This is a genomic window from Paraburkholderia graminis, from assembly GCF_003330785.1.
Taxonomy (GTDB): Bacteria; Pseudomonadota; Gammaproteobacteria; order Burkholderiales; family Burkholderiaceae; genus Paraburkholderia; species Paraburkholderia graminis.
This window is the reverse complement of sequence record NZ_CP024934.1, coordinates 847343-869475: the sequence shown is the minus strand read 5'-3', so window position 1 is coordinate 869475 and position 22133 is coordinate 847343. Positions and strand designations below refer to the sequence as shown.

The following is a 22133-nucleotide window of genomic DNA, read 5'->3' as shown; positions in this document are numbered from 1 at the left end:
ACGCGGGGAGCGGCGCTTCACGCGTAACTTAACCGCCGCCACGAAATTGTTAAAGTAGTAGTCTTCAACCGACCGGCATTACCACACCATGCGCACCACGCGAGCCATCCACGCCGTCGAGCGCCTGAAAACGCGCAGCGGCAATCCGCAGTTCGCCGCGATCAGCCTCTCGGGCGGCCTCTTTTATCTCGTCGACAAATCAGGCGGCTCCGACAAGAAAGTCTCCGACCCGCTCACGCTGGACGACTTCGTCAAGTTCGTCGACGCATACGGCCCGCCCAAGCCTCGCAAGGCAAGCAAGCTCGATATCGCATTCGAAGCCCAGATCAAGAAGAGCAAAGGCGGCTAGAACGGTTACGGCGCAATCTCGCGCCACTGACCATCGGCCGCGCTGCTCGCCAGCACGGCGTCGATAAAACGCAGACCCGCCACGCCGTCATCCACCGTTGTCAGCAAGAGACTTTCCGGCGGCAGCGCGCGGCCCTCGTTCAGCGCCTCGATCTGCAACGCCGCGTCCTTGTACAACTGCGCGAACGCTTCCAGATAACCTTCGGGATGACCCGCCGGCACACGCGTCGCATGGGCCGCGCTCGCGCCGCTCACGCGGGCGCGCGTCAAACGCTGCGCTGCTGCGCCAAGCGGCGTGAACCACAATTCGTTGGGCTGCTCCTGATCGAATGCGAGGCTCGCTTTCGTTCCGTAGACACGCAGACGCAATGCGTTCTCCGCGCCGCTCGCGACCTGGCTCGCCCACAGCATGCCGCGCGCGCCGTTCGCGTAGCGCAGCATGGCCTGCACATGATCGTCGATGCGCCGTCCAGGCACGAACGTATGCAACTCCGCGGAAAGCGCGACGGGCGTCATGCCCGTGACGAACGCGGCAAGCTGATAAGCATGCGTGCCGATATCGCCGAGACAACCTGCCGGCCCCGCCAACGCCGGGTCCGTGCGCCAGCCGGCCTGCTTGTTCAGGCCGCCGTTTTCAATCGGTTCAGCCAGCCAGTCTTGCGCGTATTCGACCTGCACGACGCGAATCTGGCCGAGTTCGCCCGCTTCGATCATCTCGCGTGCGTGGCGCACCAATGGATAGCCGGAGTAGGTGTGCGTCAGCGCAAAGAGCCGGTTCTTCTCGCGCGCGAGTTTCGCCAGCGCTTCGCCTTCGGCGAGCGAAATGGCGAGCGGCTTGTCACACACCACATGGATGCCGGCTTCGAGAAACGCGGTCGCGACCGGCGCATGCAGATGATTCGGCGTGACGATAGCGACGGCGTCGATGCCGTCATCGCGTGCCGCTTCCACGCGCGCCATCTCGCGCCAGTCGTCGTAGCTGCGCCCGATGCCCGCTTCCGCCGCGCTCTGACGCGCGCGCTCGGGATCGGACGACAACGCGCCCGCCACCAGTTCGAAGCGATCGTCGAGCCGCGCAGCGATCCGATGCACTGCGCCGATGAACGCGCCCTGCCCGCCGCCGACCATCCCGAGCCTGAGTCTTCTGAGTCTCTTGTATGGCATCGCGCTTCTTCCTTTCGCCTGTCGTTGCTGTCGTTGCACTGCGCTTACCTACGCTCAAATGCCGAGCACGCGTTTTAATTGCGCCGCGTCGACGCCGCTGCCCGCGAAGTCGTCGAATGCATGTTCGGCCACGCGGATAATGTGCTCGCGAATGAACTGCGCGCCTTCGCGCGCGCCGTCGTGAGGATGCTTGAGCGCGCATTCCCATTCGAGCACTGCCCAGCCGGGGAAATCGTATTGCGCCATCTTCGAGAAGATCGCGCGAAAGTCGATCTGCCCGTCGCCGAGCGAACGAAAACGCCCCGCGCGCTCGACCCAGCCGCTATAGCCGCCATACACGCCCTGCTTGCCGTTCGGCCGGAATTCCGCGTCCTTCACATGAAACGCCTTGATGCGCTCGTGATAGATGTCGATGAACGCGAGGTAGTCGAGCTGCTGCAAAACGAAATGGCTCGGATCGTAGAGAATGTTCGCGCGCGGATGCTGCCTCACTGCATCGAGAAAACGCTCGAAGGTCACGCCGTCGTGCAGGTCTTCGCCCGGATGCAGTTCGTAGCAGACGTTCACGCCGGCGGCGTCGAATGCGTCGAGAATCGGCGTCCAGCGGCGCGCAAGTTCGTCGAATGCGGCTTCGACCAGACCGGCTGGACGCTGCGGCCACGGGTACAGATACGGCCACGCGAGCGCGCCGGAAAACGACACATGCGCATCGAGCCCGAGACGCTGCGACGCCTTCGCCGCGAGCTTCAATTGCTCAATGGCCCATTCGGTGCGCGCTGACGGATTGCCGCGCACGTGAGCCGCCGCAAAGCCGTCGAATAACGTGTCGTACGCGGGATGCACGGCCACGAGTTGCCCTTGCAGATGCGTCGACAACTCGGTGATCGTCACGCCCGCGTTGTCCACGGTCTCGCGCAAATCGTCGCAATACGACTGACTCGACGCGGCCTGTTCGAGATCGATCAGGCGCGCATCGCACGGCACCTGAATGCCCTTGAAGCCGAGACTCGCGGCCCAACTGGCCAGGTGCGCGAGATTGTCGAACGGCGCCTCGTCGCCCATGAATTGAGCGAGAAAAATCGCCGGACCTTTGATGGTTTTCATCGTTGGGTTCCTTTAACCTTGGGTTCCTTTGATCTTGGGTTGATCTACCCATTAACGAGGGCCGCGCTTCACGATCAGAACGGCGAATCGGGGAAGTAGAACTGCTGCGCGTTTTCCTTCGTGATGAGCACCGAAGGAATGATCGTCGTGGCCGGCAGCTTCTCGCCTTTGAGACGCGCCTCGGCGGTGAGCTTGATCGCGTCGTAGATGAATTTCGGCGAGTACGACACGTCGGCCTTGATGAGCGGCGCGCCGTCCATCACGTTCTTCACCATGCCCTTCGAGCCCGCGCCGCCGAATACGATCTTGACGTCGCTGCGCTTCGCCTGGTCGATGGCCTTCAGCACGCCGACCGCCATGTCGTCGTCGGCGGCCCAGACGGCGTCGATGTGCTTGAAGCGCGTGAGGTAATCCTGCATCACCTTGAACGCGTCGTCGCGATTCCAGTTCGCGTATTTCGCGTCGAGAATCTTGATGTTCGGATAGCCCTTCAATACGCCGGTGAAAGCGGTCCAGCGTTCGTTGTCGAGCGTGGTCGGAATGCCGCGCAGCGCGACGATGTCGCCCTTGCCGTCCAGCGCTTTCGCCAGAAATTCAGCAGGAATTCTGCCGAACGCGGTGTTGTCGCCGGCCACGTATGCATCCTGCGCGCTGGTGTCGGTCAGGCCGCGATCGACCACCGTCACATACACGCCCTTCTTCTTCACCTGCGCGACCGGTTGCGTGAGCGACGCCGATTCGAACGGGAAAATCACGAGCGCATTGATCTTGTTGACGGTCACGAGATCCTGCAACTGGTTGGCCTGCTCGGGCGAGCCGGCCGCGGTCTTGACGATCACTTTCAGATTCGGATGTTCTTTCTCCAGATCGGCCTTCGCCTTGTTGGCCCACCAGACGATGCCGCCCGTGAAGCCGTGATCGGCGGTTGGGATCGCGACGCCCAGCGTGACCTTGTCGTCGGCGCGCGCGATGCCCGCCGTGCTCACTATGCCCAACGCCAGCATGCCGGCGCCGATCGCTCGAATGACCTGCTTCATGGTGTGTCTCCTATCTGATGTTGTGAGGCGATCGTGCGCCCCTTCCGTTGTTTCACCGTCAATCACCGTGAATCGCTACCGCCTTCCGCGTTGAACGAACGCGACGAAGATAATCACCACGCCCTGCACCGCCGCGTTCAGATACACGCTGATGATGCTGGTGAGATTCAGAATGTTGGCGATCACCGAGAGCAGGATCGCGCCGACCACGGTGCCGACCACGCGTCCTTCGCCGCCCTTGAGCGCCGTTCCGCCGACGACCACCGACGCAATCGCCTCCAGTTCCCACAGCAAGCCGGTGGTCGGCGTCGCCGAGCCGAGGCGCGGCACGTACAGCACCGTGGCCACGCCGACGCAGATGCCGAGCAGCACATACGTGACGATCTTCACCGTGTCGACGCGTATCGCCGCATAACGCGCGACCTGTTCGTTGGAGCCGATCGCCTGCACGTGCCGGCCAAATGCGGTGCGGTTGAGAATCAGCGCACCGCCTGCGGCCGTCACGAGAAACACCCAGATCGGCACCGGCACGCCGAAGAGGCTCGCGTAATACACCGGCCCATAAAGATCGGATAACGAATTATCGAGCGTCAGCGCGCCGCCGTCGGCGAGCCACGTCAGCACCGCGCGAAAGATGCCGAGCGTGCCCAGCGTGACGATGAACGGCTCGATGCGTCCCTTGGTGATCAGCAAGCCGTGCGCGCAGCCGAACAGTCCGCCGAGCACGAGCGCGAATGCGATGCCCAACGTGACGATGACGAGCGGCGGGAACGTATGGCCGCCGACGCCCGCCGCGAGCCCGTTCATCAGCCAGATCATGCTGCCCGCGATCAGCGCGGCCATTGAGCCGACCGACAGATCGATGCCGCCCGAGATGATCACGAACGTCATGCCGACCGCGATGATGCCGATGAACGACGTGCGCGTGAGCACGTTCATCATGTTGTCGAGCGTGGCGAAATCGCGATTGAGCAGCGTGCCGGCGATGCACAGCGCGATCAGGCCGGCGAACGGCCCAAGCGCATACAGACGATGCGCGAAGCGCAACGCGCGGCCGGATTGCACGGCTTCAGTGGGTGCCGGTCGCATGAGCGATCAACTCCTCTTCGGTCAGATGGTCGAGCGTGAGCGTGGCTTGCAGACGTCCCGCGCGCATCACGGCGACGCGATGGCACAAGCCGATCAGCTCGATCAGTTCGGATGAAATGACGATCACCGCGCGGCCTTGCGCGGCGAGACGATGAATCAGGAAATAGATGTCGCGTTTTGCGCCGACGTCGACGCCGCGCGTCGGTTCGTCGAGCACGATCACGTCGGGCTCCGGCTGCAGAAACTTGGCGAGCGCGAGCTTCTGCTGATTGCCGCCCGAGAGCATGCGCGCGCGGCTCGACAGATCGCCCGTGCGTATGCCGAATTCGCTCACCGCATGCTTCAACGCGTCGCGGCCCGCCTTCATATCGAGCAGCGGATGCGCGTAGCGTTCGAGCGTCATCAGCGTGACGTTGTCCTGCAGGCTCAGGTTCACATGCAGGCCCTTGCCCTTGCGGTCCTCGCTGAGATACGTGAGGCCGTGACGCATTGCGTCGCGCGGGCTTTTCAGATCGACGGCATGGCCCGCGATTTCGATGCGCCCCGCGGTGCGCTTGCGCAAACCGATGATCGCTTCGAAGGCTTCGGTGCGGCCCGCGCCGACGAGTCCGGCGAAGCCGAGCACTTCGCCGGCGCGCACGTCGAAGCTCAGATCGTCGACCCACTCCGGCACCGCGAGCCCTTCCACTTTGAGCGCGACCGGCGCGCTCGCGGACACGGTGATCTTGTCGGGGAACATGTCGGACACGTCGCGGCCGACCATCAGGTTCGCCATCTGCTGCCGCGCAAGCGCCGCCGTTTCGTTGCGCGCGACGAAGCGGCCGTCGCGCATCACGATCACTTCGTCGGTGATGCGCTCGACTTCATCGAGCTTGTGCGAGATGTAGACGATGGTCGCGCCGTCGGCCTTCAGCTTCGCCATCAGCGTGAAAAGCCGCTCGGTTTCAGACGGCGTGAGCGTAGCGGTCGGCTCGTCCATGATGAGCAGACGCGCGCGGCGCGACAGCGCCTTCGCGATCTCCACCATCTGCTTTTCCGCGACGATCAGTTCGCGCACCTTCGTATCCGGCGCCTTGTCGAGCCCGACCTGCGCGAGATAGCGCGCGGCTTCGGCGCGCATCGCGGCGTCGTCGACGAACCAGCCGCGCCGCTTCTCGTGGCCGAGATACATGTTCTGCGCAATCGTCAGATGCTCGGCGAGGTTGAACTCCTGGTGAATCAGCACGATGCCTTGCGCTTCGGCGTCGCGCGAACCGGCGAAGTGTTGCGCATGGCCGTCGACCAGCAACGTGCCCGACGTCGCGGTTTCGTACCCGGCGAGAATCTTCATCAGCGTCGACTTGCCCGCGCCGTTCTCGCCGAGCAAACCGTAGATGCGCCCAGGCGCGAGATCGAAGCTCACGCCGTGCAGCACGCGCACGGGGCCGAAGTCTTTGCGGATGTCGTCGAAGCGGATCGCGAGACTCATGGCTCAGGTGCTCCCGCGAATCACGAGCCGATGCGGCAGCAGCACGCCCGGCACATTCGCCAACGGATTCGCGAGCCGCTGCAACAGGAGGCGCGCGGCGGTCTCGCCGAGTTCGCGCATCGGCTGGGCGATGGTGGTGAGCGGCGGATCGACTTGCGCGGCGATGGAGATGTCGTCGAAGCCGACCACGGCGACATCCTGCGGCACGCGTTTGCCGATGCTGCGCAAGCCGTGCAGGACGCCGGTCGCGAGCGTGTCGGAGACGGCAAAGATCGCGCTCGGCGGCTCCGTTTGTCCTTGTCCCCGCCCTTGCCTCGGCAGCATCAGCGAAACCGCCGCCGACGCGCCCGCCTCGTAGTCGAGACTGTTCAGATTCATGCGCCAGCCGTCGAGCGGCTCGATCCCCGCCTCGGTCAGCGCATCGAGATAACCTTGCTGACGCTGCCGCGCGTACAGGTAGTCGACGTCCGAATTGATGAGGCCGATGCGCCGGTGGCCGCGCGCGAGCAGATGCCGCACGGCGTCGCCCGCGGCCCGATAGTTGTCGATGCCCACATACGGCACGCCCATCGCCGGATCGAACTCGCAGCACGCGACCCACGGCAGCGCGCTCGACGCTTCGCCGAGCGCCTGCTGGATCGTCGCGGGATCGAGGCAGATCGCGCCGTCCGCGCGGCGGCGGCGCAGCAGATCGAAGTAGCTGCGCTCGCGGCCGGGGTCGGCGCCGGTATCGCACAGAAGCATGAAGTAGCCGTGCTGGCGCGCGATGCTGTCGATGCCGCGCACGATCTCCGCGTAAAACGGATTGCCGAAGTCGGGGACCATCGTCAGCAGCAGGCGGCTTTCCGCGGTTCGCAGATTGCGCGCGAGTTCGTTGACGCGGTAGCCGCTTGCGTCGATGGCGGCCAGCACCTTGTCGCGGGTCGCGGGCCGCACGTTCTCGTGCGCGTTCAGCACGCGCGATACGGTGGCGACGGAAACGCCCGCCTGCCGCGCGACGCCGGCGATCGACAAACCTTCGGGCGCGGGCGTGACTGCGGCTGCGCGTGTGGCAGCGCTTTCCACAGGCTTCGCTTTCGACGTCGGTCTCGGCACGGACGCGGCTCCAGAATGTAATCGATTACATTTTTGAGCGATGACAGCCCGAAGTGCAAGGCCAGATTGCTAGGGATTAACACGGGGGCAACGGGGGGCAACGCGAACAAAAGCAGCCGCGCCGCGCTGCGCGCCCTGGCCCGGAACCCCGGCGCCATTTGGTACAATCCCGCAGTTACCCTGCCGTGCCTGCCTGCCGGCTTCAATGCCGAGGCTCATGCCCAGGCGCCCGCGCAGCGGATAAAATCGCAAAACTCGCAAACCAGAACCGCCAATCCACCATGAACATCGAGCAAGCGCGTTTCAACATGATCGAACAGCAGATCCGCCCCTGGGAAGTGCTCGACCAGGACGTGCTGAATCTGCTGTCGATCGTCAAGCGTGAAAACTTCGTCCCCGCCGCGTACCACGAACTGGCCTTCGTCGACTTCGAAGTGCCGCTGCCGGCCGGCCAGCACATGCTGGCGCCGCGCGTCGAAGCGCGCACGCTGCAGGAACTGGCGGTGAAGAAGCACGAAAGCGTGCTGGAAATCGGCGCCGGCTCGGGTTATATGGCGGCACTGCTCGCGCATCGCGCGCAACACGTGCTGACGGTGGACATCGAACCTGAACTCGCCGAACTCGCGAGAACCAACCTGATCGCCAACGGCGTGCTCAACGCGGAAGTCGCGACCGGCGACGCCGCGCGCGGCTGGTCCGCCGCCGCGCCGTACGACGTGATCTGCGTGTCGGGCGGACTGCCCGTGCTGCCGCAGGAAATCCTCGAACAACTGAAGGTGGGCGGCCGTCTGGCGGCATTCGTCGGCACGGCGCCGGTCATGAAGGCGCAGATCATCACGCGCATCGACGAAAAGCAGTACCGCATTGCCGACGTGTTCGAGACGTATGTCGAGCCGCTCGTCAACGCCGTGCAGCCGCCGCGCTTCAAGTTCTGATTCGCCTGTTTTTCACGGACGGCCGGCGCGCGCCGCCGTCCTTTGAACGGAAGTCCCGCTGATGCAAAACCTGACCGCTCCCGCACTCGCCGAATGGCTCGCCGACACGTCGCGCCCCGCCCCCGTGCTGCTCGACGTGCGTGAACCGTGGGAAATCCAGACGGCGGCGATGCCGGGCATCGTGTCGATTCCGATGCGCGAGATTCCCGCGCGCAGCGAGGAACTCGACGACGACGCGCAAATCGTCTGCATCTGCCATCACGGCGCGCGCAGCGCCCAGGTCGCCATGTTCCTCGAATCGCGCGGCCACGCCAACGTCATCAATCTGCAAGGCGGGATCGACGCGTGGTCGCGTCAGGTCGATCCGTCGGTTCCGACGTACTGATCGCGTACTGATCGTGTAGAGGCGGTTCGTTTCCGCCAGCTCGAGCGTGAGCCCGCGAAACGCGGACTCACGTCAATCGCTACTACGCCTGCACGAACGCCAGAAGATCCGCGTTCAACACATCCGCATTCACCGTCAACATGCCGTGCGGGAAGCCCGGATACGTTTTCAGCGTGCCGTTCTTCAGCAGCTTGATCGACTTCAGCGCCGCGTCCGCATACGGCACGATCTGATCGTCCTCACCGTGCAGCACGAGCGTGGGCACCGAGATCGCGCGCAGGTCCCCGCTCTGGTCCGTTTCCGAGAAAGCCTTGATGCCTTCATAGTGGGCCTTCGCGCTGCCCATCATCCCCTGACGCCACCAGTTCTGAATCACGCCTTGATGGACTGTCGCGCCCGCACGGTTGAAGCCGTAGAACGGACCCGCCGGAACATCGACAAAGAATTGCGCGCGATTGGCGGCCAGCGCCGCGCGAAAGCCGTCGAAAACCTCGAGCGGCAAGCCTTCGGGATTCGCCTCGGTCTTGAGCATCAGCGGCGGCACGGCGCTCACCAGCACCGCCTTCGCCACGCGGCCGGAAGGCTCGCCATGCTTCGCCACGTAACGCGCCACCTCGCCGCCGCCCGTCGAATGGCCGATGTGAACGGCATTGCGCAAGTCGAGCGCTTCGACCACGGCGAAAGCATCCGCGGCGTAGTGGTCCATGTCGTGTCCTTCCGACACTTGCGACGAGCGGCCGTGGCCGCGCCGGTCATGCGCGATCACGCGATAGCCCTTCTGGACGAAGAACAGCATCTGCGTATCCCAGTCGTCGGAAGACAATGGCCAGCCATGATGGAAGACGATCGGCTGCGCGTCTTTCGGGCCCCAGTCCTTGTAGAAAATTTCGACGTTGTCCTTCGTTGTCACATACGGCATGGTCGTTTCTCCGGTTGAGATTTTTGGCGATAGCCGGCTACATGATCCGGCTGCCGTGTTACGAAAGCCACCACGGTGGCGGCGACTGCACAAGCAACTGCAAACGCATCGAATGGAGAATACGGACGCGCTCCGCGTTATGGAAGAGATTTGCACCGCTTCGCCGCATTGATTGCGAAATTTCACAGGTTTTTCGGAATGCCACACAGGCACCATGCTCTGTTCATTCTGGGAGCCGTGTGATGAGACTAATAAAGATCGCGATGCTGGCCGCAACGTTGTTGCCGCTGTCGTCGTTTGCGGCGCTTGGCGGCGCCCCCGTCGCGAACGCCTCCGCGCCGCTCGTGCTGCGCGCCGCGGCGTCGCAGTCGGTTTCGGATTCCGCTTCGGCGTCCGCTTCCGCGTCCCCTGCCGCGTCCCCTGCCGCGGGCAGCCAGCCGGCCAGCGCCGTCACCGCCACGGCGCCCTACACGATGCGCCAGTCCGTCGACGCGAACGGCGTCACGATCCGCGAATACCTGCTGCCGGCCAACGTCGTGTTCGCCGTCACCTGGCAAGGGCCGATCCGCCCGAACATGCGCGCGCTGCTCGGCAGCTACTTCACGAACTACGTTGCCGCCGGCCAGACCGGCGTGCGCGGCTCCGGCCCGCTGATAGAAGGCAACGACGATTTCCGCATCGAGTCCGCAGGCCGCCTGGGGAACTTCTCCGGCATGGCCTGGCTGCCGCGTCTGTTGCCCGCGGGCGTGCGTCCCGGCGACCTCGAATAACCGCCGCTCGGCACGAAGAGAACAAGACATGAATACATTAAAGAAGACGCTTTCGCTCGCGGCCGCCATTGGCGTGTTCGCGCTTTCGGCATGTGGAGGCGGCGGCAGCAGTGGCGGCAGCAACAATCAGGGCAGCAATTCGGTTGGCTGGAATGCGACGCCGGACTGGACGCCGCACGGCTCAGGCACGGACTCGGGGAATTCATCGCCGCCCGCAACCGGCGACAACACGGCGACGATCACCGTCGACAAGTCGATGGGCAGCATCAACATGCCGAAGGTGTCCATCAAGATCTGCGTGCCGGGCACGCAGAGCACGCCGCAATGCGTGACCGTGGACAACATGCTGGTCGACACCGGCTCCACGGGCGTGCGCATCGCCGCGCGCGCGATTCCCACGCTGGCCCCGTTGCTGCTCACGCAGGTCGGCGCTGCGGACGACACGAGCGGCTCGGCGCCTATTGTCGAATGCATGCCGTTCGCGTCGGGCTACACGTGGGGCTCGGTCAAGCGCGCCGACATCACGATCGGCAGCAAGACGGCGAGCAATCTTCCCATTCAGGTGTATTCGGACAACGCCTATCCGGTGCCGGACGACTGCTCGAACTCCGGTGCCGACATTGGCGGCGCCGACTTCTCGAACATGAACGGCATTGTCGGTGTGGACAGTTTCACAAGCGATTCGGCGGACGCACTGACCACCGCGGTTCCCGGCCTTTACTACTATTGCCCGTCGCAGAACTCGTGCGTCAGCACGCGCATGCTGGCCGGCAAGCAGGTCAGGAATCCGATCGCATCATTCGCCACCGACAACAACGGCGCGATCATCCGTCTGCCCGCCGTGCCGGCCGGCGGCAAGACTAGCGTGACGGGGCAACTGGTGTTCGGCATCGGTACACAGCAGAACAATCAGGTGCCGTCCACCGCGACGATTCTTGCCGTCGACAAATACGGCAGTTTCACCACGCAGTACAAAGGCCGGGCCTTCACCCACAGCCTGATAGACAGCGGCACGAACGCCTATGCCTTTCCGGATGACACCATTCCGACCGCGCTCGGCGACTGGTACACGCCCGCTGCGCCGCTCAGCCTGAGCGCAACAATGGAGTCGACCAACGGCTCCGGCAAGCCGCTCGATGTGCCGTTCTCGATCGCCAATCCGGGCGGCCGAAGCTCAGCGGGTTACTACGCGCTGAGCGACGCCGGCAGCAACTTCTCGCAGCACAAGAACAGCATGTTCTTGTGGGGACTGCCGTTTTTCTATGGGCGCGACGTTTATACGGCCATGGGTAACGCGAAGGTAGGCACTCAGACCGGACCGTTCATCGCGTTCTAACCATTTCGCGCGGCACTGAAGGCGCGGCGTTACCGCTGTTACCGCTGCGCCTTCTTGCGCCATTTCCCAGGACACATTCAGCTTTGTCGGCATATTCCGGTACGGCTGCGCTGGCAACATGCTCCGACCTGTTTTCTGGAGCATTGCGATGAATCTTGTGAAGGCCGCGCTCGCCGCTGCGGTGATGTTACCGCTGGCTTCCTATGCGGCGTTGGGCGGCGCGCCGACGATCAGCGCAGCGTCGCAGTCACGGCTGCGGTCCGCCGCCGTTGCCGCGCCCACCGCTTTGGCTTCCGCCTCGTACACCGTGCGTGAAGCGCGCGACGCGGACGGCGTCACGATTCGCGAATATGTGCAGCCCAATAACGTCGTGTTTGCCGTCGCGTGGCAGGGGCCGGTGCGCCCCGACATGAATGCGCTGCTAGGCAATTATTTTCATCGCGCGGCGTCGGCGGGTGCGGGTAAGCCTCGCGGCACCGGTCCGTTAATCGACCGTAGCGACGACTTCCAGATCGAGTCGGTCGGCCGGCCTGGCAATTTCTTCGGCAAAGCGATTTTGCCGCGGCTGCTGCCGGCGAATGTCCGTGCAGAAGATGTCCGGTAACGGCCCGCGTCGATTTACGAAGAAGAAAATAATGAAGACTTTCAGCAAGACAGTTTGCTTCGCTTTGCTCACGGCTAGCGTCGGGCTTTCCGGTTGCGGCGGCGGTGGCGGCGACGACGACGCATCGGGCGCGGCGGTGCAGAATAACGATAAAGCGGATTCTGTGAGTCCGGCTTCGAGTCCGCGTCCTTCGCCGGCTCCGACTCCGACTCCGGCACCTGCTCCGACTCCGACTCCGGCACCTGCTCCGGCTCCGACGCCTGTGCCGACTCCGATTCCGGCGCCTGTTCCGACGCCTACGCCCACGCCCACGCCAAGGCCGACTCCGACGCCATCCCCGGCTCCGACACCGACGCCAACTCCGACTCCGGCACCGACACCAACGCCGACGCCGACGCCGACGCCAACCCCGAAACCAACACCGACTCCGACGCCGACGCCGAAACCAACACCGACTCCGACTCCGACACCAACTCCGACTCCGACTCCGACTCCGACTCCGACTCCGACACCAACTCCAACTCCGACTCCGACTCCAACTCCAACTCCGACACCGACACCGACACCAACCCCAACCCCAACACCGACACCAACGCCCACACCAACGCCCACGCCAACGCAAAACACAGCCCCCATTACAATAGAACGATGGACAGGCGGCTACGCGAACACGCCGTACGTCACGGTCACGATCTGCATTCCCGGCGTGCAAGGCGCGAATCAATGCGCGACCATCGATCACATGTTGCTCGATACCGGCTCGGCAGGCGTGCGTGTGATGGCGAGCGCGCTCGGGTCGGCGCTGGCGGGCAGCTTGCCGGCGCAGACAGGCGCGACCGACGATCCCACGCACAACGCGTCCATCTCCCAGTGCGCGATCTTTGCGTCGGGTTACACGTGGGGCTCGGTCAAGCGCGCGGACGTGAGCATCGGCGGAAAGCTGGCGGGCAGTCTGCCGGTGCAGATCATCAGCGACGGCGCGAATCCGACGCCGACCGATTGCGCGTCGCGCGGCGTCGTCGATATTGGTAGCGTCGCGCAGCTCGGCGCGAACGGCGTGGTCGGCATCGGCTCGGCGGTCCGCGACTTCCCGCTCGCCGCGCAATATGTGTTGCCGGCAACGTACTATTACTGTCCGTCGTCGGGTCCATGCGCGAACACGCGCGTGCCGCTCGATACGCAGGTCATGAATCCGGTTGCGGACTTCACGACCGACAACAACGGCACGATCATCCGTCTGCCTTCGTTGCAGCCGGGCGGCCAGGCGAGCGCGACGGGCGAGCTCGTGTTCGGTATCGGCACGCAGCAGAACAACGCGCTGCCGTCGACCGCGAACATCATCCCGCTCGACAGCAACGGCTTTTTCACGACGACGTACAAGGGAAGCGCATTCGGCAACGGCGTGATCGACAGCGGCTCGAACATAACGATCTTCGGCGACACGGCCATTCCGTTCGATGCCTGGGGCCGCTATACGCCATCGACCACGTTGAGCCTGTCCGCCGTGCTCAAGCCGACGAGCGGCGCGCTCAAGTCCGCGACCGTGCCCTTCCAGGTCGCCAACACCGCGAGCCTCCTCGCCGGCACGTATGCCGCGTTCGACAACATCGCCGCGTACACGTCGGTCTCGGGCTATTTCATCTGGGGCTTGCCGTTCTTCTTCGGCCGCAGTGTTTATACGGCGCTTAGCGGCTCGCAAGCCCGACCGCAGAGCGGGCCCTTCGTTGCGTTCTAAGAAAGCCGACGCATAACGCGGGTAATACGCGAGGCTGGCAAAGGCAACAGCCGGCCTCGTGCAAGACCATTCACACGCGTTCATTAGCTCACATTGGACGCGTCGGCGGCGGTCGCGAATATCGCCGCGATCTTGCGGTTTCGATCACGTCCGAAAAGCCGCCGAGCCCGATGAACCACGCGGCGATAGTCGCGCTCGCACCCGATCGAGCGCGTGCGCTGTCTTCGCCAAGCCGGCGGTGAAACGCGAGCGCTATCGAACAGTACGCTGCCCCTCCTCACGCCGGCCGTGAGAGGCGAGCGCAATCTCAGCGGCGCGTTGCGTTCACCACAACCACCGCCATACGCGAGCGCTACCCCAGGCGCCGCATCCCTATGCACAACGCCGCTGCGCATGTGCACCGTCAAAGCCCGCTTGCCGATTCTCACGCCTCGTCGCGGCGCGTCCCGCACCCGAACGAGGCGCATCCCATCTGCATGCACCACATTCGTACGCCAGCACGCATAAGCCCGCTTGCTCCGGGCCGCGCCACAGCGCGCGACGCTGCCATCCCGCGCGTTTCATCAACATGGCATATGCCTTGCAGTACAGGAGCGGCAAATCATGCAGGGCACGCCCTGTGGCTGAGATCGACGCCCATAAACATTCATCATCAATGGCAAGGGGATACACATGAAACGTCGCAGTCTGTTGAAGTTCGGCTCCATGTCCGGCGCGCTCGCGCTTGCAGGCCGCGTGCCGTTCGCGCACGCACAGTCCTCAAGCGGCCCGATCAAGGTAGGCATCCTGCATTCGCTGTCGGGCACGATGGCGATCTCCGAGACATCGCTGAAAGACACCGCGCTGATGACGATCGCGGACATCAACAAGAACGGTGGCGTGATGGGCCGTCAGCTTCAGCCGGTGGTCGTCGACCCGGCATCGAACTGGCCGCTCTTCGCAGAAAAAGCGCGTCAACTGATCACGCAGGAAAAATGCGCGGTGGTGTTCGGCTGCTGGACTTCCGTGTCGCGCAAGTCGGTGCTGCCGGTCTTCGAGGAACTCAACGGCCTGCTGTTCTACCCCGTGCAGTACGAAGGCGAAGAGATGTCGCGCAACGTGTTCTACACGGGCGCCGCGCCGAACCAGCAGGCGATTCCCGCAACCGAATATCTGATGAGCGCGGAAGGCGGCGGCGCGAAGCGCTTCTTCCTGCTCGGCACCGACTATGTGTATCCGCGCACGACCAACAAGATCCTGCGCGCGTTTCTGAAGTCGAAGGGCGTGCAGGACGCCGACATCCAGGAGGTCTACACGCCGTTCGGCCATAGCGACTACCAGACCATCGTCGCGAACATCAAGACCTTCTCGCAAGGCGGCAAGACGGCCGTGATCTCGACGGTGAACGGCGATTCGAACGTGCCCTTCTACAAGGAACTCGGCAACCAGGGGCTGAAGGCGTCGGACGTGCCGGTCGTCGCGTTCTCGGTCGGCGAGGAAGAACTGCGCGGCATCGACACCAAGCCGCTCGTCGGCAATCTCGCGGCATGGAACTACTTCATGTCGGTGCGCAATCCGGCCAACGAGAAGTTCAAGAAGCAATGGGCCGCGTGGGTCAAGGAAAACAACCTGCCGGGCGGCACGAAGCGCGTGACGAACGATCCGATGGAAGCGACTTTCGTCGGCATTCACATGTGGAAGCAGGCGGTCGAGAAGGCCAAGAGCACGGACGTCGACAAGGTTCGCGTGGCGATGGTCGGCCAGCAGTTCGCGGCGCCGTCGGGCTTCACGCTCGAGATGGACGGCAACCACCATCTGCATAAGCCGGTGATGATCGGCGAAGTGCGCGCGGACGGTCAGTTCAATGTCGTATGGCGCACCAAGACCGCGGTTCGCGCGCAGCCGTGGAGTCCGTTTATCGCGGGCAATGCAGGCAAGCCGGATGTGGTGAGTTCGATTCCGGCGTTTCTGAAGCGCTCGCGGTCGCGGGTCGCCTGATTGCGTGGTGTGGCGTGTCGCGGCGGCTTGTGTTGCCGTTGCGATGCGTTGGTTTTGTGGTTGCGGCGCGCGTGCGGGGAGTCGCTTTGCGGCGCATGGCTTCGGGTTGAATTGCGTGGTCGTGCGTTGCTCGAATCGTGTGGATCGCGTAGTGCGTGGGTTGTACTGCGTCGCCGTGTTGCGTGGTCGTACTGCGTGGTCGCGTCGTGTGTCGTACTGCGCTGTCGCGCTGCGTGGTCGTACTGCGTGGTCGCGTCGTGTGTCGTACTGCGCTGTCGCACTGCTGGTCGTCCTGCGCCGTCGTACTGCACCGCCGCACTACGCCGCATCGCGCCGCCAGCACCTCGCCACAACAAGCGGCCGGCCACAAGCATCCGCAGCGCTCCCGCAACCCATCGCGCGAAACGCTGCCTTGCATCGCGCCGCGTCGCTAGTCATTCTTCAAAGGCCATCATGGCGTTTCCATTTCTCGCTTCTGCGCAGCGGTTCGCTCGACGCGGCACCGCATCTGCACTGTTCGCGTTAGCAACATTAGCCACGCTAACGCCACACACCGCGTTCGCGCTGACCACCGCCGATGTCGCGCCGCTCGCCGCCGACGACTTCGACGCCAAGTCCGCAGCCATCGACAAACTCATCGCGAACCACGACAAGGAATCGCTGACGGTGTTAAAGGCGCTGTCCGAAGACGCGGTCCTCGCCACCGACTCCGGCGCCGTCCTGCTACAAGACGGCGACACGCTGCACGATGCAGTCACCGGCAAACCAGTGGAAGCCAGCGACGCCCAGCCCGTCACGCTAAACAACCTGCTGCGCTCAAAAGTATCAGGCGCGCTCTCCGGCCTGCAACTCGACTCCGCCGACAAAACGACGCGCGAAGAAGCCATCAATGCGCTGCTGAAAAACCCGGACCCGTCGATCAAACCACTCGTCGACGCGGCCCGCGCAAAGGAAACCGACCCGGCGCTCAAGAAGCGCCTCGATACGCTTTGGGCCATGACCGCGCTGCATGACGCGGACGCGACGAAACGCCTCGAAGCGGTGCAACTCGTCGCCGCTCGCCACGACCTCGACATGAACGAACTGCTGCGTCCGCTCGTCGCGAAGAAGCCCGACGGCACGTTCGCCGAAACGGACGCTCGCGTGCGGGCCGCGGCACAAACGGGCATCGACGAACTCGATGCGATCCAGCGCCGCAGCGCGATTGCCGGCACGCTGTTCGCGGGCCTGTCGCTTGGCAGCGTGCTGCTGCTCGCCGCGCTCGGCCTCGCGATCACGTATGGCCTGATCGGCGTCATCAACATGGCGCACGGTGAATTCCTGATGATCGGCGCCTACGCCACCTATGTCGTGCAGAACCTCTTTCAACGCTTCGCGCCCGGCGCGTTCGACTGGTATCCGCTGCTTGCGGTGCCTGCGTCGTTCGTCGCGGCGGCGCTTGTCGGCATCGTCATCGAGCGGCTTGTGCTGAAGCATCTGTATGGCCGTCCGCTCGAAACGCTGCTGACCACGTTCGGCATCAGCCTGATTCTGATCCAGGCAACGCGCATGCTGTTCGGCGCGCAGAACGTGCAAGTCGTGAACCCTTCGTGGATGAGCGGCGGCGTAACCGTGTTGCCGAATCTGATCCTGCCGTATAACCGCCTCGTGATCCTCGCGTTTGCGCTTTTTGTCGTCGGCATTGCATGGGCCGTGCTGACGAAGACGCGCCTGGGTCTCTTCGTGCGCGCCGTCACGCAAAACCGTCGCATGGCCGCATGCGTCGGCGTGAAAACCGCGCGCGTCGATTCGTATGCGTTCGCGTTCGGCGCGGGCATTGCGGGACTCGGCGGCTGTGCGCTCTCGCAGATCGGCAATGTCGGCCCTGATCTCGGTCAGAGCTACATCATCGATTCGTTCATGGCGGTCGTGCTGGGCGGCGTCGGTCAACTGGCGGGCACGGTGATCGGCGGCTTCGGGCTCGGACTCGTCAGCAAGGCAATCGAACCGTTCTGGGGCGCGGTGCTCGCGAAGATCGCGGTGCTCGTGCTGATCGTGCTGTTCATCCAGAAGCGTCCGCAGGGCATGTTCGCCCTCAAGGGCCGCAGCGCGGAGGCATGACATGACATCTGCGACTTCTTCTTCGAACGCGCCCGCTCACGTCGGCACGCACGGCACAAGCGGCGCCGAAACGCGCGCCGCGCAATCCGGCTTCGCGCTCGGCTTGCCGCCGCGTCCCGCGCTGCTGTCGCGGCGCGCCTGGCTCGCGCTGATCGCGTTGATCATCGTGTTCGGGCTCGGCGTGCCGTTCGCCACGCTCGTCGTGCCGGAGACGAGCCCGCTGCATCTGTCCGCCTACGCGATGACGATCACCGGCAAGTTCATGTGCTACGCGATCGCCGCGCTGGCGCTCGATCTCGTGTGGGGTTACTGCGGCATTCTGAGCCTCGGTCATGCGCTGTTCTTCGCGCTCGGCGGCTACGCAATCGGCATGTACCTGATGCGCGCCATCGGTCACGACGGCAAGTACGGCAGCGACCTGCCGGACTTCATGGTGTTCCTCGACTGGCATCAACTGCCTTGGTACTGGGAAGGCACGCAACATCTCGGCTATGCGCTGCTGCTGGTCGTGCTGGTGCCGGCCGTGGTCGCGTGGGTGTTCGGCTTCTTCACGTTCCGCTCGCGCGTGAAAGGCGTGTATCTGTCGATCATCACGCAGGCCATGACCTTCGCCGCGATGCTGCTGTTCTATCGCAACGAAACGGGCTTCGGCGGCAATAACGGCTTTACGGATTTCAAGCGCATCGGCGGCTTCGCGATCACGCACCCGGGTACGCGCACCGCGTTGCTGCTGATTACGTTTGCCGTGCTGATTCTCGCGTTCATCGGCGCGCGCGCGATCGTCACGTCGAAGCTCGGGCGCGTCGTCACCGCCGTGCGCGACGGCGAGACGCGCCTCATGTTCCTCGGCTATAGCCCGCTCGCCTACAAGCTGTTCGTGTGGACCGTGTCCGCGGTGCTGTGCGGCATTGCCGGCGCGTTGTATGTGCCGCAAGTCGGCATCATCAATCCGGGCGAAATGTCGCCGGGCAATTCGATTGAAATGGCGATCTGGGTCGCCGTGGGCGGACGCGGCACGCTGATTGGGCCGATTGTCGGCGCGTTCGCGGTCAACGGCGCGAAGAGCTTTTTCACGGCGAATTTCCCTGAATACTGGCTGTTCTTTCTCGGTCTGATTTTCGTGCTGGTCCCGCTGTTCTTGCCGAACGGCATCATGGGACTCATCGAACTCGTGACCCGCAAGAGGAACCGCTCATGAACGAAAATCCGATGGTTCCCGATCTCGCGTTGCCCGAACAACCTTCCGAGCATGCGCTAAGCGGCGTCGCCAGCATGGGGCACGCGGTCGTGCCGGGCGAGATCGACGTGTCGCACGGCACGATCCTGTATCTCGACGACGTGACCGTGAGCTTCGACGGCTTTCGCGCGTTGAACGCGCTGACGCTTTCCATCGACGCCGGCGAATTGCGCTGCATCATCGGCCCGAACGGCGCGGGCAAGACGACGATGATGGATGTGATCACCGGCAAGACCGCGCCCGATTCCGGCAAGGTGTTTCTCGGCCAGTCGATCGACCTGACGCGGATGAACGAGCCATCCATCGCGCGCGCCGGCATCGGACGCAAGTTTCAGAAGCCGACGGTTTTCGAGCAGCATCCCGTGTGGGAAAACCTCGAACTGGCGATGAAAACCGACAAGGGCTGGCTCGCTTCATTGCGTGCGCGGCTCGATCGCGAGGCGCAAGCGCGCATCGAAGAAACGCTGGCGTTGATCGGTCTCGAAAGCGAGGCGCGGCGTTTGGCCGGCGAGTTGTCGCATGGACAAAAGCAGCGGCTCGAGATCGGCATGTTGCTGATGCAACAACCGGCGCTGCTGCTGCTCGACGAACCCGCCGCCGGCATGACCGACGACGAAACCATGCAGCTCGCCGAACTGCTCAACCATCTGCGCGGCACCTGCTCGATGATGGTGGTCGAGCACGATATGGAGTTCGTCGCGGCACTGTCGGGCAAGACCGGCAAGGTCACGGTGATGGCCGAAGGACGCGTGCTCGCGCACGGCACGCTCGACGACGTCAAACGCGACGAGACCGTGATCGAATCGTATCTCGGCCGCTGAGTTAGCTCTATTAGTTAGCCCGATCAGCGCGCAGAGAATCACAGGACCGGACCACCATGCTAGAAGTACAAAACCTCAACCAGTACTACGGCGGCAGCCACATTCTTCGCGATGTGAAGCTGACCGTGCCCGACGGCAAGCTCACTGTGCTGCTGGGCCGCAACGGCGTCGGCAAGACCACGCTGCTGCGCTGCCTGATGGGCGTCGTGCAGACGAAGAGCGGCTCCATCGCGTGGCGCGGCGCGCCGATCACGAAGCTGCCCACGTATTCGCGCGTCGAGCATGGCCTCGCTTATGTGCCGCAAGGGCGCGATATTTTTCCGCGGCTCACCGTCGAAGAAAATCTGCTGGTGGGCGCGGCCAGCAAGAAAGCGCCGAAGAAAGTCCCCGAGCGCATCTACGAATTGTTTCCGGTGCTGAAGGACATGCGCGGGCGCCGCGGCGGCGATCTGTCGGGCGGTCAGCAGCAACAGCTCGCGATTGGCCGCGCGCTGATGAGCGAGCCGCAACTGCTGATTCTCGATGAACCGACGGAAGGCATTCAGCCGTCGATCATTCAGGATATTGGCCGCACGCTGCGTCAACTGGTCGAGGAAATGGGCATGACGGTGCTGCTTGTGGAGCAGTACTACGACTTCGCGAAGGAGATCGCCGACCGCTATTGGGTGATGAGCCGTGGCGAGATCGTCGCGGGCGGAGAAGGCGCGAATATGGATGCGGACGGCGTGCGTGCGCTGATCGCTGTGTGACTCGTGCGCGTTGGTTCGCGTGCTATGCTCGGCGCGTCTTGTGCGTGTTGCGCGGGCCTAGCGTTGGCTCCGGCTCGCTGCTGTAGTTCCTGTATTCACACATCGATCGCACGTTCATTAGCACGCTCATTAGCACGTCCACTTGCATGTCGCTTCACGAAAACCACATCACGTTGGCCAATGCGCAAAGCGAAGCGCATGCGCTATGGCGCGCGCGTCTCGAACTCGGCTTCGTCAGGCGAGCTCAGCGCACCGCGCTTGAACACCGGCTCCACGATGGACCGTTGCGCGTGCAGCGGCCGCTTTATCCCGAGGGCGAGTCCATCTGTCATGCGGTGATCGTGCATCCGCCCGGCGGGATTGCGGGCGGCGATCAGCTCGACATCAGCGTGAATGTCGGCGCGGCCGCGCATGCCGTTATCACGACGCCTGGCGCGACCAAGTGGTACAAATCCAATGGACGCGCCGCGCGGCAAAACATCGCCGTGCACGTCGGCGAGAACGCGAAGCTCGACTGGCTGCCGCAGAACAACATCGTGTTCGATCATGCGAATGCGGCGCTGGATTTTTCGCTGACACTCGACGAAGGCGCGACCGCGATCGGCTGGGACGCGACGCAGTTGGGCCGGCAAGCGGCTGGCGAGCGGTGGTCGGAGGGAAGCTTGCGGGCGGTGTCGCGGATCGTGCGGGCAAAGAACGACATGAACGGCGACTTGCTGTGGTTCGAGCGCGCGAGCCTCGTCGCCGACGATCCGTTGCGCGATGCCGCTCAAGGACTCGGCGGCTTTCCCGCGTACGGCACGCTGTGGGCGATCGGCGCTGCTTGCGACGACGCGCTCGCCGAGGCGCTGACAGCGCAGCTTCCATTCGACAGCACGATACGCGCCGCGGCCACTTGCGTGACGAGCGGCGTGTTGCTGGTTCGAGTCGTCTCGCGTTCAATGGAGACCTTGCAACGCGCGTTGACGCAATGCTGGATGCAGTTGCGCCCCATCGTGCACGGCGTCGATGCCGTGCCGCTAAGAATCTGGACCACCTGATCTGGGCCACCTAATCTGGACCACCTAGCGCGCCGCCGCGCTTTCACCGCGTAAGACAGCCCCGCACCACACTGGCGCAACGGCGAGCCCCCACATGGTGCGCCGCGCTGAAAACTCCCCGCTCGCGCCCGCCGCACCACGATGGCACACACCTTGCGTTGTTAGCGCGCGATGCTGCCGCGCCTCGCGCGTCGACATCGCGCCCGAACGCACACACCGA

21 protein-coding genes are annotated in these 22133 nt (G+C 64.0%); 13 read left to right on the top strand and 8 right to left on the bottom strand.

Annotated elements, in window-relative coordinates; all coding sequences use genetic code 11:
- Window positions 1–88: 88 nt before the first annotated feature.
- Window positions 89–349, top strand: coding sequence for a hypothetical protein (locus tag CUJ91_RS03815; RefSeq protein WP_006048566.1), 261 nt, complete (start codon window positions 89–91; stop codon window positions 347–349).
- Between the two features lie 5 nt (window positions 350–354).
- Here the strand turns inward: CUJ91_RS03815 and CUJ91_RS03810 are convergent, their stop codons facing one another.
- The 6 genes from CUJ91_RS03810 to CUJ91_RS03785 all read right to left on the bottom strand — a co-directional run bounded on the left by CUJ91_RS03810 (window position 355) and on the right by CUJ91_RS03785 (window position 7275).
- A complete protein-coding gene (locus CUJ91_RS03810) occupies window positions 355–1512 on the bottom strand; it encodes a Gfo/Idh/MocA family protein (RefSeq protein ID WP_053857660.1) in 1158 nt (385 codons plus the stop codon).
- A gap of 54 nt (window positions 1513–1566) precedes the next feature.
- Window positions 1567–2616, bottom strand: coding sequence for a sugar phosphate isomerase/epimerase family protein (locus CUJ91_RS03805; RefSeq protein WP_006048568.1), 1050 nt, complete (start codon window positions 2614–2616; stop codon window positions 1567–1569).
- Window positions 2617–2690: 74 nt separating this feature from the next.
- A complete protein-coding gene (locus CUJ91_RS03800) occupies window positions 2691–3653 on the bottom strand; it encodes a substrate-binding domain-containing protein (protein WP_006048569.1) in 963 nt (320 codons plus the stop codon).
- Window positions 3654–3728: 75 nt separating this feature from the next.
- Window positions 3729–4742 (bottom strand): ABC transporter permease, encoded by a 1014-nt coding sequence (locus tag CUJ91_RS03795; protein WP_006048570.1) that lies wholly within the window; start codon window positions 4740–4742, stop codon window positions 3729–3731.
- Window positions 4723–6210: a sugar ABC transporter ATP-binding protein gene (locus CUJ91_RS03790; protein ID WP_114155838.1), complete on the bottom strand. Its 1488-nt coding sequence runs from the start codon at window positions 6208–6210 to the stop codon at window positions 4723–4725. Before CUJ91_RS03790 ends, CUJ91_RS03795 begins: the two co-directional genes overlap by 20 nt.
- 3 nt (window positions 6211–6213) lie before the next feature.
- Complete coding sequence (locus tag CUJ91_RS03785) at window positions 6214–7275, bottom strand: LacI family DNA-binding transcriptional regulator (RefSeq protein WP_044020760.1); 1062 nt, start codon at window positions 7273–7275, stop codon at window positions 6214–6216.
- 311 nt (window positions 7276–7586) lie between these two features.
- Here CUJ91_RS03785 and CUJ91_RS03780 point away from each other — a divergent pair, with 311 nt between their 5' ends.
- Window positions 7587–8240 (top strand): protein-L-isoaspartate O-methyltransferase family protein, encoded by a 654-nt coding sequence (locus CUJ91_RS03780; RefSeq protein ID WP_006048573.1) that lies wholly within the window; start codon window positions 7587–7589, stop codon window positions 8238–8240.
- Between the two features lie 61 nt (window positions 8241–8301).
- Window positions 8302–8625 carry a rhodanese-like domain-containing protein gene (locus CUJ91_RS03775; RefSeq protein WP_114155837.1) on the top strand — a complete coding sequence of 108 codons (324 nt, stop codon included), beginning with the start codon at window positions 8302–8304 and terminating at the stop codon, window positions 8623–8625.
- A gap of 82 nt (window positions 8626–8707) precedes the next feature.
- Here CUJ91_RS03775 and CUJ91_RS03770 read toward each other — a convergent pair whose 3' ends face one another.
- The gene (locus CUJ91_RS03770; RefSeq protein WP_006048575.1) at window positions 8708–9544 is read right to left on the bottom strand and encodes an alpha/beta fold hydrolase; all 837 of its coding nucleotides are present in this window, start codon (window positions 9542–9544) and stop codon (window positions 8708–8710) included.
- A gap of 242 nt (window positions 9545–9786) precedes the next feature.
- Here CUJ91_RS03770 and CUJ91_RS03765 point away from each other — a divergent pair, with 242 nt between their 5' ends.
- From CUJ91_RS03765 to CUJ91_RS03755, 3 genes are all read left to right on the top strand, one after another.
- Window positions 9787–10314 (top strand): DUF2844 domain-containing protein, encoded by a 528-nt coding sequence (locus CUJ91_RS03765; RefSeq protein WP_029971101.1) that lies wholly within the window; start codon window positions 9787–9789, stop codon window positions 10312–10314.
- A 28-nt stretch (window positions 10315–10342) separates the two neighbouring features.
- Window positions 10343–11650, top strand: coding sequence for a DUF3443 domain-containing protein (locus tag CUJ91_RS03760; protein ID WP_029971100.1), 1308 nt, complete (start codon window positions 10343–10345; stop codon window positions 11648–11650).
- A gap of 148 nt (window positions 11651–11798) precedes the next feature.
- Entirely contained in the window at window positions 11799–12254 is a 456-nt protein-coding gene (locus CUJ91_RS03755) for a DUF2844 domain-containing protein (RefSeq protein ID WP_029971099.1), read from the top strand.
- Between the two features lie 296 nt (window positions 12255–12550).
- On the opposite strand, the gene CUJ91_RS34695 is transcribed toward CUJ91_RS03755, so the two are convergent.
- The gene (locus tag CUJ91_RS34695; protein ID WP_244231018.1) at window positions 12551–12859 is read right to left on the bottom strand and encodes a hypothetical protein; all 309 of its coding nucleotides are present in this window, start codon (window positions 12857–12859) and stop codon (window positions 12551–12553) included.
- A 29-nt stretch (window positions 12860–12888) separates the two neighbouring features.
- Here CUJ91_RS34695 and CUJ91_RS34690 point away from each other — a divergent pair, with 29 nt between their 5' ends.
- From CUJ91_RS34690 to CUJ91_RS03720, 7 genes are all read left to right on the top strand, one after another.
- On the top strand, window positions 12889–13989 hold the full coding sequence (locus tag CUJ91_RS34690; protein WP_244230991.1) for a DUF3443 domain-containing protein: 1101 nt from the start codon (window positions 12889–12891) through the stop codon (window positions 13987–13989).
- A gap of 672 nt (window positions 13990–14661) precedes the next feature.
- Entirely contained in the window at window positions 14662–15966 is a 1305-nt protein-coding gene (gene urtA, locus CUJ91_RS03745; protein ID WP_006048581.1) for an urea ABC transporter substrate-binding protein, read from the top strand.
- A 453-nt stretch (window positions 15967–16419) separates the two neighbouring features.
- Window positions 16420–18066 (top strand): urea ABC transporter permease subunit UrtB, encoded by a 1647-nt coding sequence (urtB, locus tag CUJ91_RS03740; RefSeq protein ID WP_081653081.1) that lies wholly within the window; start codon window positions 16420–16422, stop codon window positions 18064–18066.
- A 1-nt stretch (window position 18067) separates the two neighbouring features.
- Window positions 18068–19264 (top strand): urea ABC transporter permease subunit UrtC, encoded by a 1197-nt coding sequence (gene urtC / locus CUJ91_RS03735; protein ID WP_053857653.1) that lies wholly within the window; start codon window positions 18068–18070, stop codon window positions 19262–19264.
- A complete protein-coding gene (gene urtD / locus CUJ91_RS03730) occupies window positions 19261–20124 on the top strand; it encodes an urea ABC transporter ATP-binding protein UrtD (protein ID WP_006048584.1) in 864 nt (287 codons plus the stop codon). Before urtC ends, urtD begins: the two co-directional genes overlap by 4 nt.
- Before the next feature lie 56 nt (window positions 20125–20180).
- Window positions 20181–20873, top strand: a complete 693-nt coding sequence (urtE, locus tag CUJ91_RS03725; protein ID WP_006048585.1) for an urea ABC transporter ATP-binding subunit UrtE — start codon at window positions 20181–20183, stop codon at window positions 20871–20873.
- Window positions 20874–21019: 146 nt separating this feature from the next.
- Window positions 21020–21913: an urease accessory protein UreD gene (locus CUJ91_RS03720; RefSeq protein WP_114155836.1), complete on the top strand. Its 894-nt coding sequence runs from the start codon at window positions 21020–21022 to the stop codon at window positions 21911–21913.
- Window positions 21914–22133 lie beyond the last annotated feature (220 nt).

Bases quoted from the DNA above. Each gene is read 5' to 3' on its own strand.
- CUJ91_RS03815 (WP_006048566.1), top strand. From the start codon at position 89: ATGCGCACCACGCGAGCCATCCACGCCGTCGAGCGCCTGAAAACGCGC.
- CUJ91_RS03810 (WP_053857660.1), bottom strand. From the start codon at position 1,512: ATGCCATACAAGAGACTCAGAAGACTCAGGCTCGGGATGGTCGGCGGC.
- CUJ91_RS03805 (WP_006048568.1), bottom strand. From the start codon at position 2,616: ATGAAAACCATCAAAGGTCCGGCGATTTTTCTCGCTCAATTCATGGGC.
- CUJ91_RS03800 (WP_006048569.1), bottom strand. From the start codon at position 3,653: ATGAAGCAGGTCATTCGAGCGATCGGCGCCGGCATGCTGGCGTTGGGC.
- CUJ91_RS03795 (WP_006048570.1), bottom strand. From the start codon at position 4,742: ATGCGACCGGCACCCACTGAAGCCGTGCAATCCGGCCGCGCGTTGCGC.
- CUJ91_RS03790 (WP_114155838.1), bottom strand. From the start codon at position 6,210: ATGAGTCTCGCGATCCGCTTCGACGACATCCGCAAAGACTTCGGCCCC.
- CUJ91_RS03780 (WP_006048573.1), top strand. From the start codon at position 7,587: ATGAACATCGAGCAAGCGCGTTTCAACATGATCGAACAGCAGATCCGC.
- CUJ91_RS03775 (WP_114155837.1), top strand. From the start codon at position 8,302: ATGCAAAACCTGACCGCTCCCGCACTCGCCGAATGGCTCGCCGACACG.
- CUJ91_RS03770 (WP_006048575.1), bottom strand. From the start codon at position 9,544: ATGCCGTATGTGACAACGAAGGACAACGTCGAAATTTTCTACAAGGAC.
- CUJ91_RS03765 (WP_029971101.1), top strand. From the start codon at position 9,787: ATGAGACTAATAAAGATCGCGATGCTGGCCGCAACGTTGTTGCCGCTG.
- CUJ91_RS03760 (WP_029971100.1), top strand. From the start codon at position 10,343: ATGAATACATTAAAGAAGACGCTTTCGCTCGCGGCCGCCATTGGCGTG.
- CUJ91_RS03755 (WP_029971099.1), top strand. From the start codon at position 11,799: ATGAATCTTGTGAAGGCCGCGCTCGCCGCTGCGGTGATGTTACCGCTG.
- urtA (WP_006048581.1), top strand. From the start codon at position 14,662: ATGAAACGTCGCAGTCTGTTGAAGTTCGGCTCCATGTCCGGCGCGCTC.
- urtB (WP_081653081.1), top strand. From the start codon at position 16,420: ATGGCGTTTCCATTTCTCGCTTCTGCGCAGCGGTTCGCTCGACGCGGC.
- urtC (WP_053857653.1), top strand. From the start codon at position 18,068: ATGACATCTGCGACTTCTTCTTCGAACGCGCCCGCTCACGTCGGCACG.
- urtD (WP_006048584.1), top strand. From the start codon at position 19,261: ATGAACGAAAATCCGATGGTTCCCGATCTCGCGTTGCCCGAACAACCT.
- urtE (WP_006048585.1), top strand. From the start codon at position 20,181: ATGCTAGAAGTACAAAACCTCAACCAGTACTACGGCGGCAGCCACATT.
- CUJ91_RS03720 (WP_114155836.1), top strand. From the start codon at position 21,020: ATGTCGCTTCACGAAAACCACATCACGTTGGCCAATGCGCAAAGCGAA.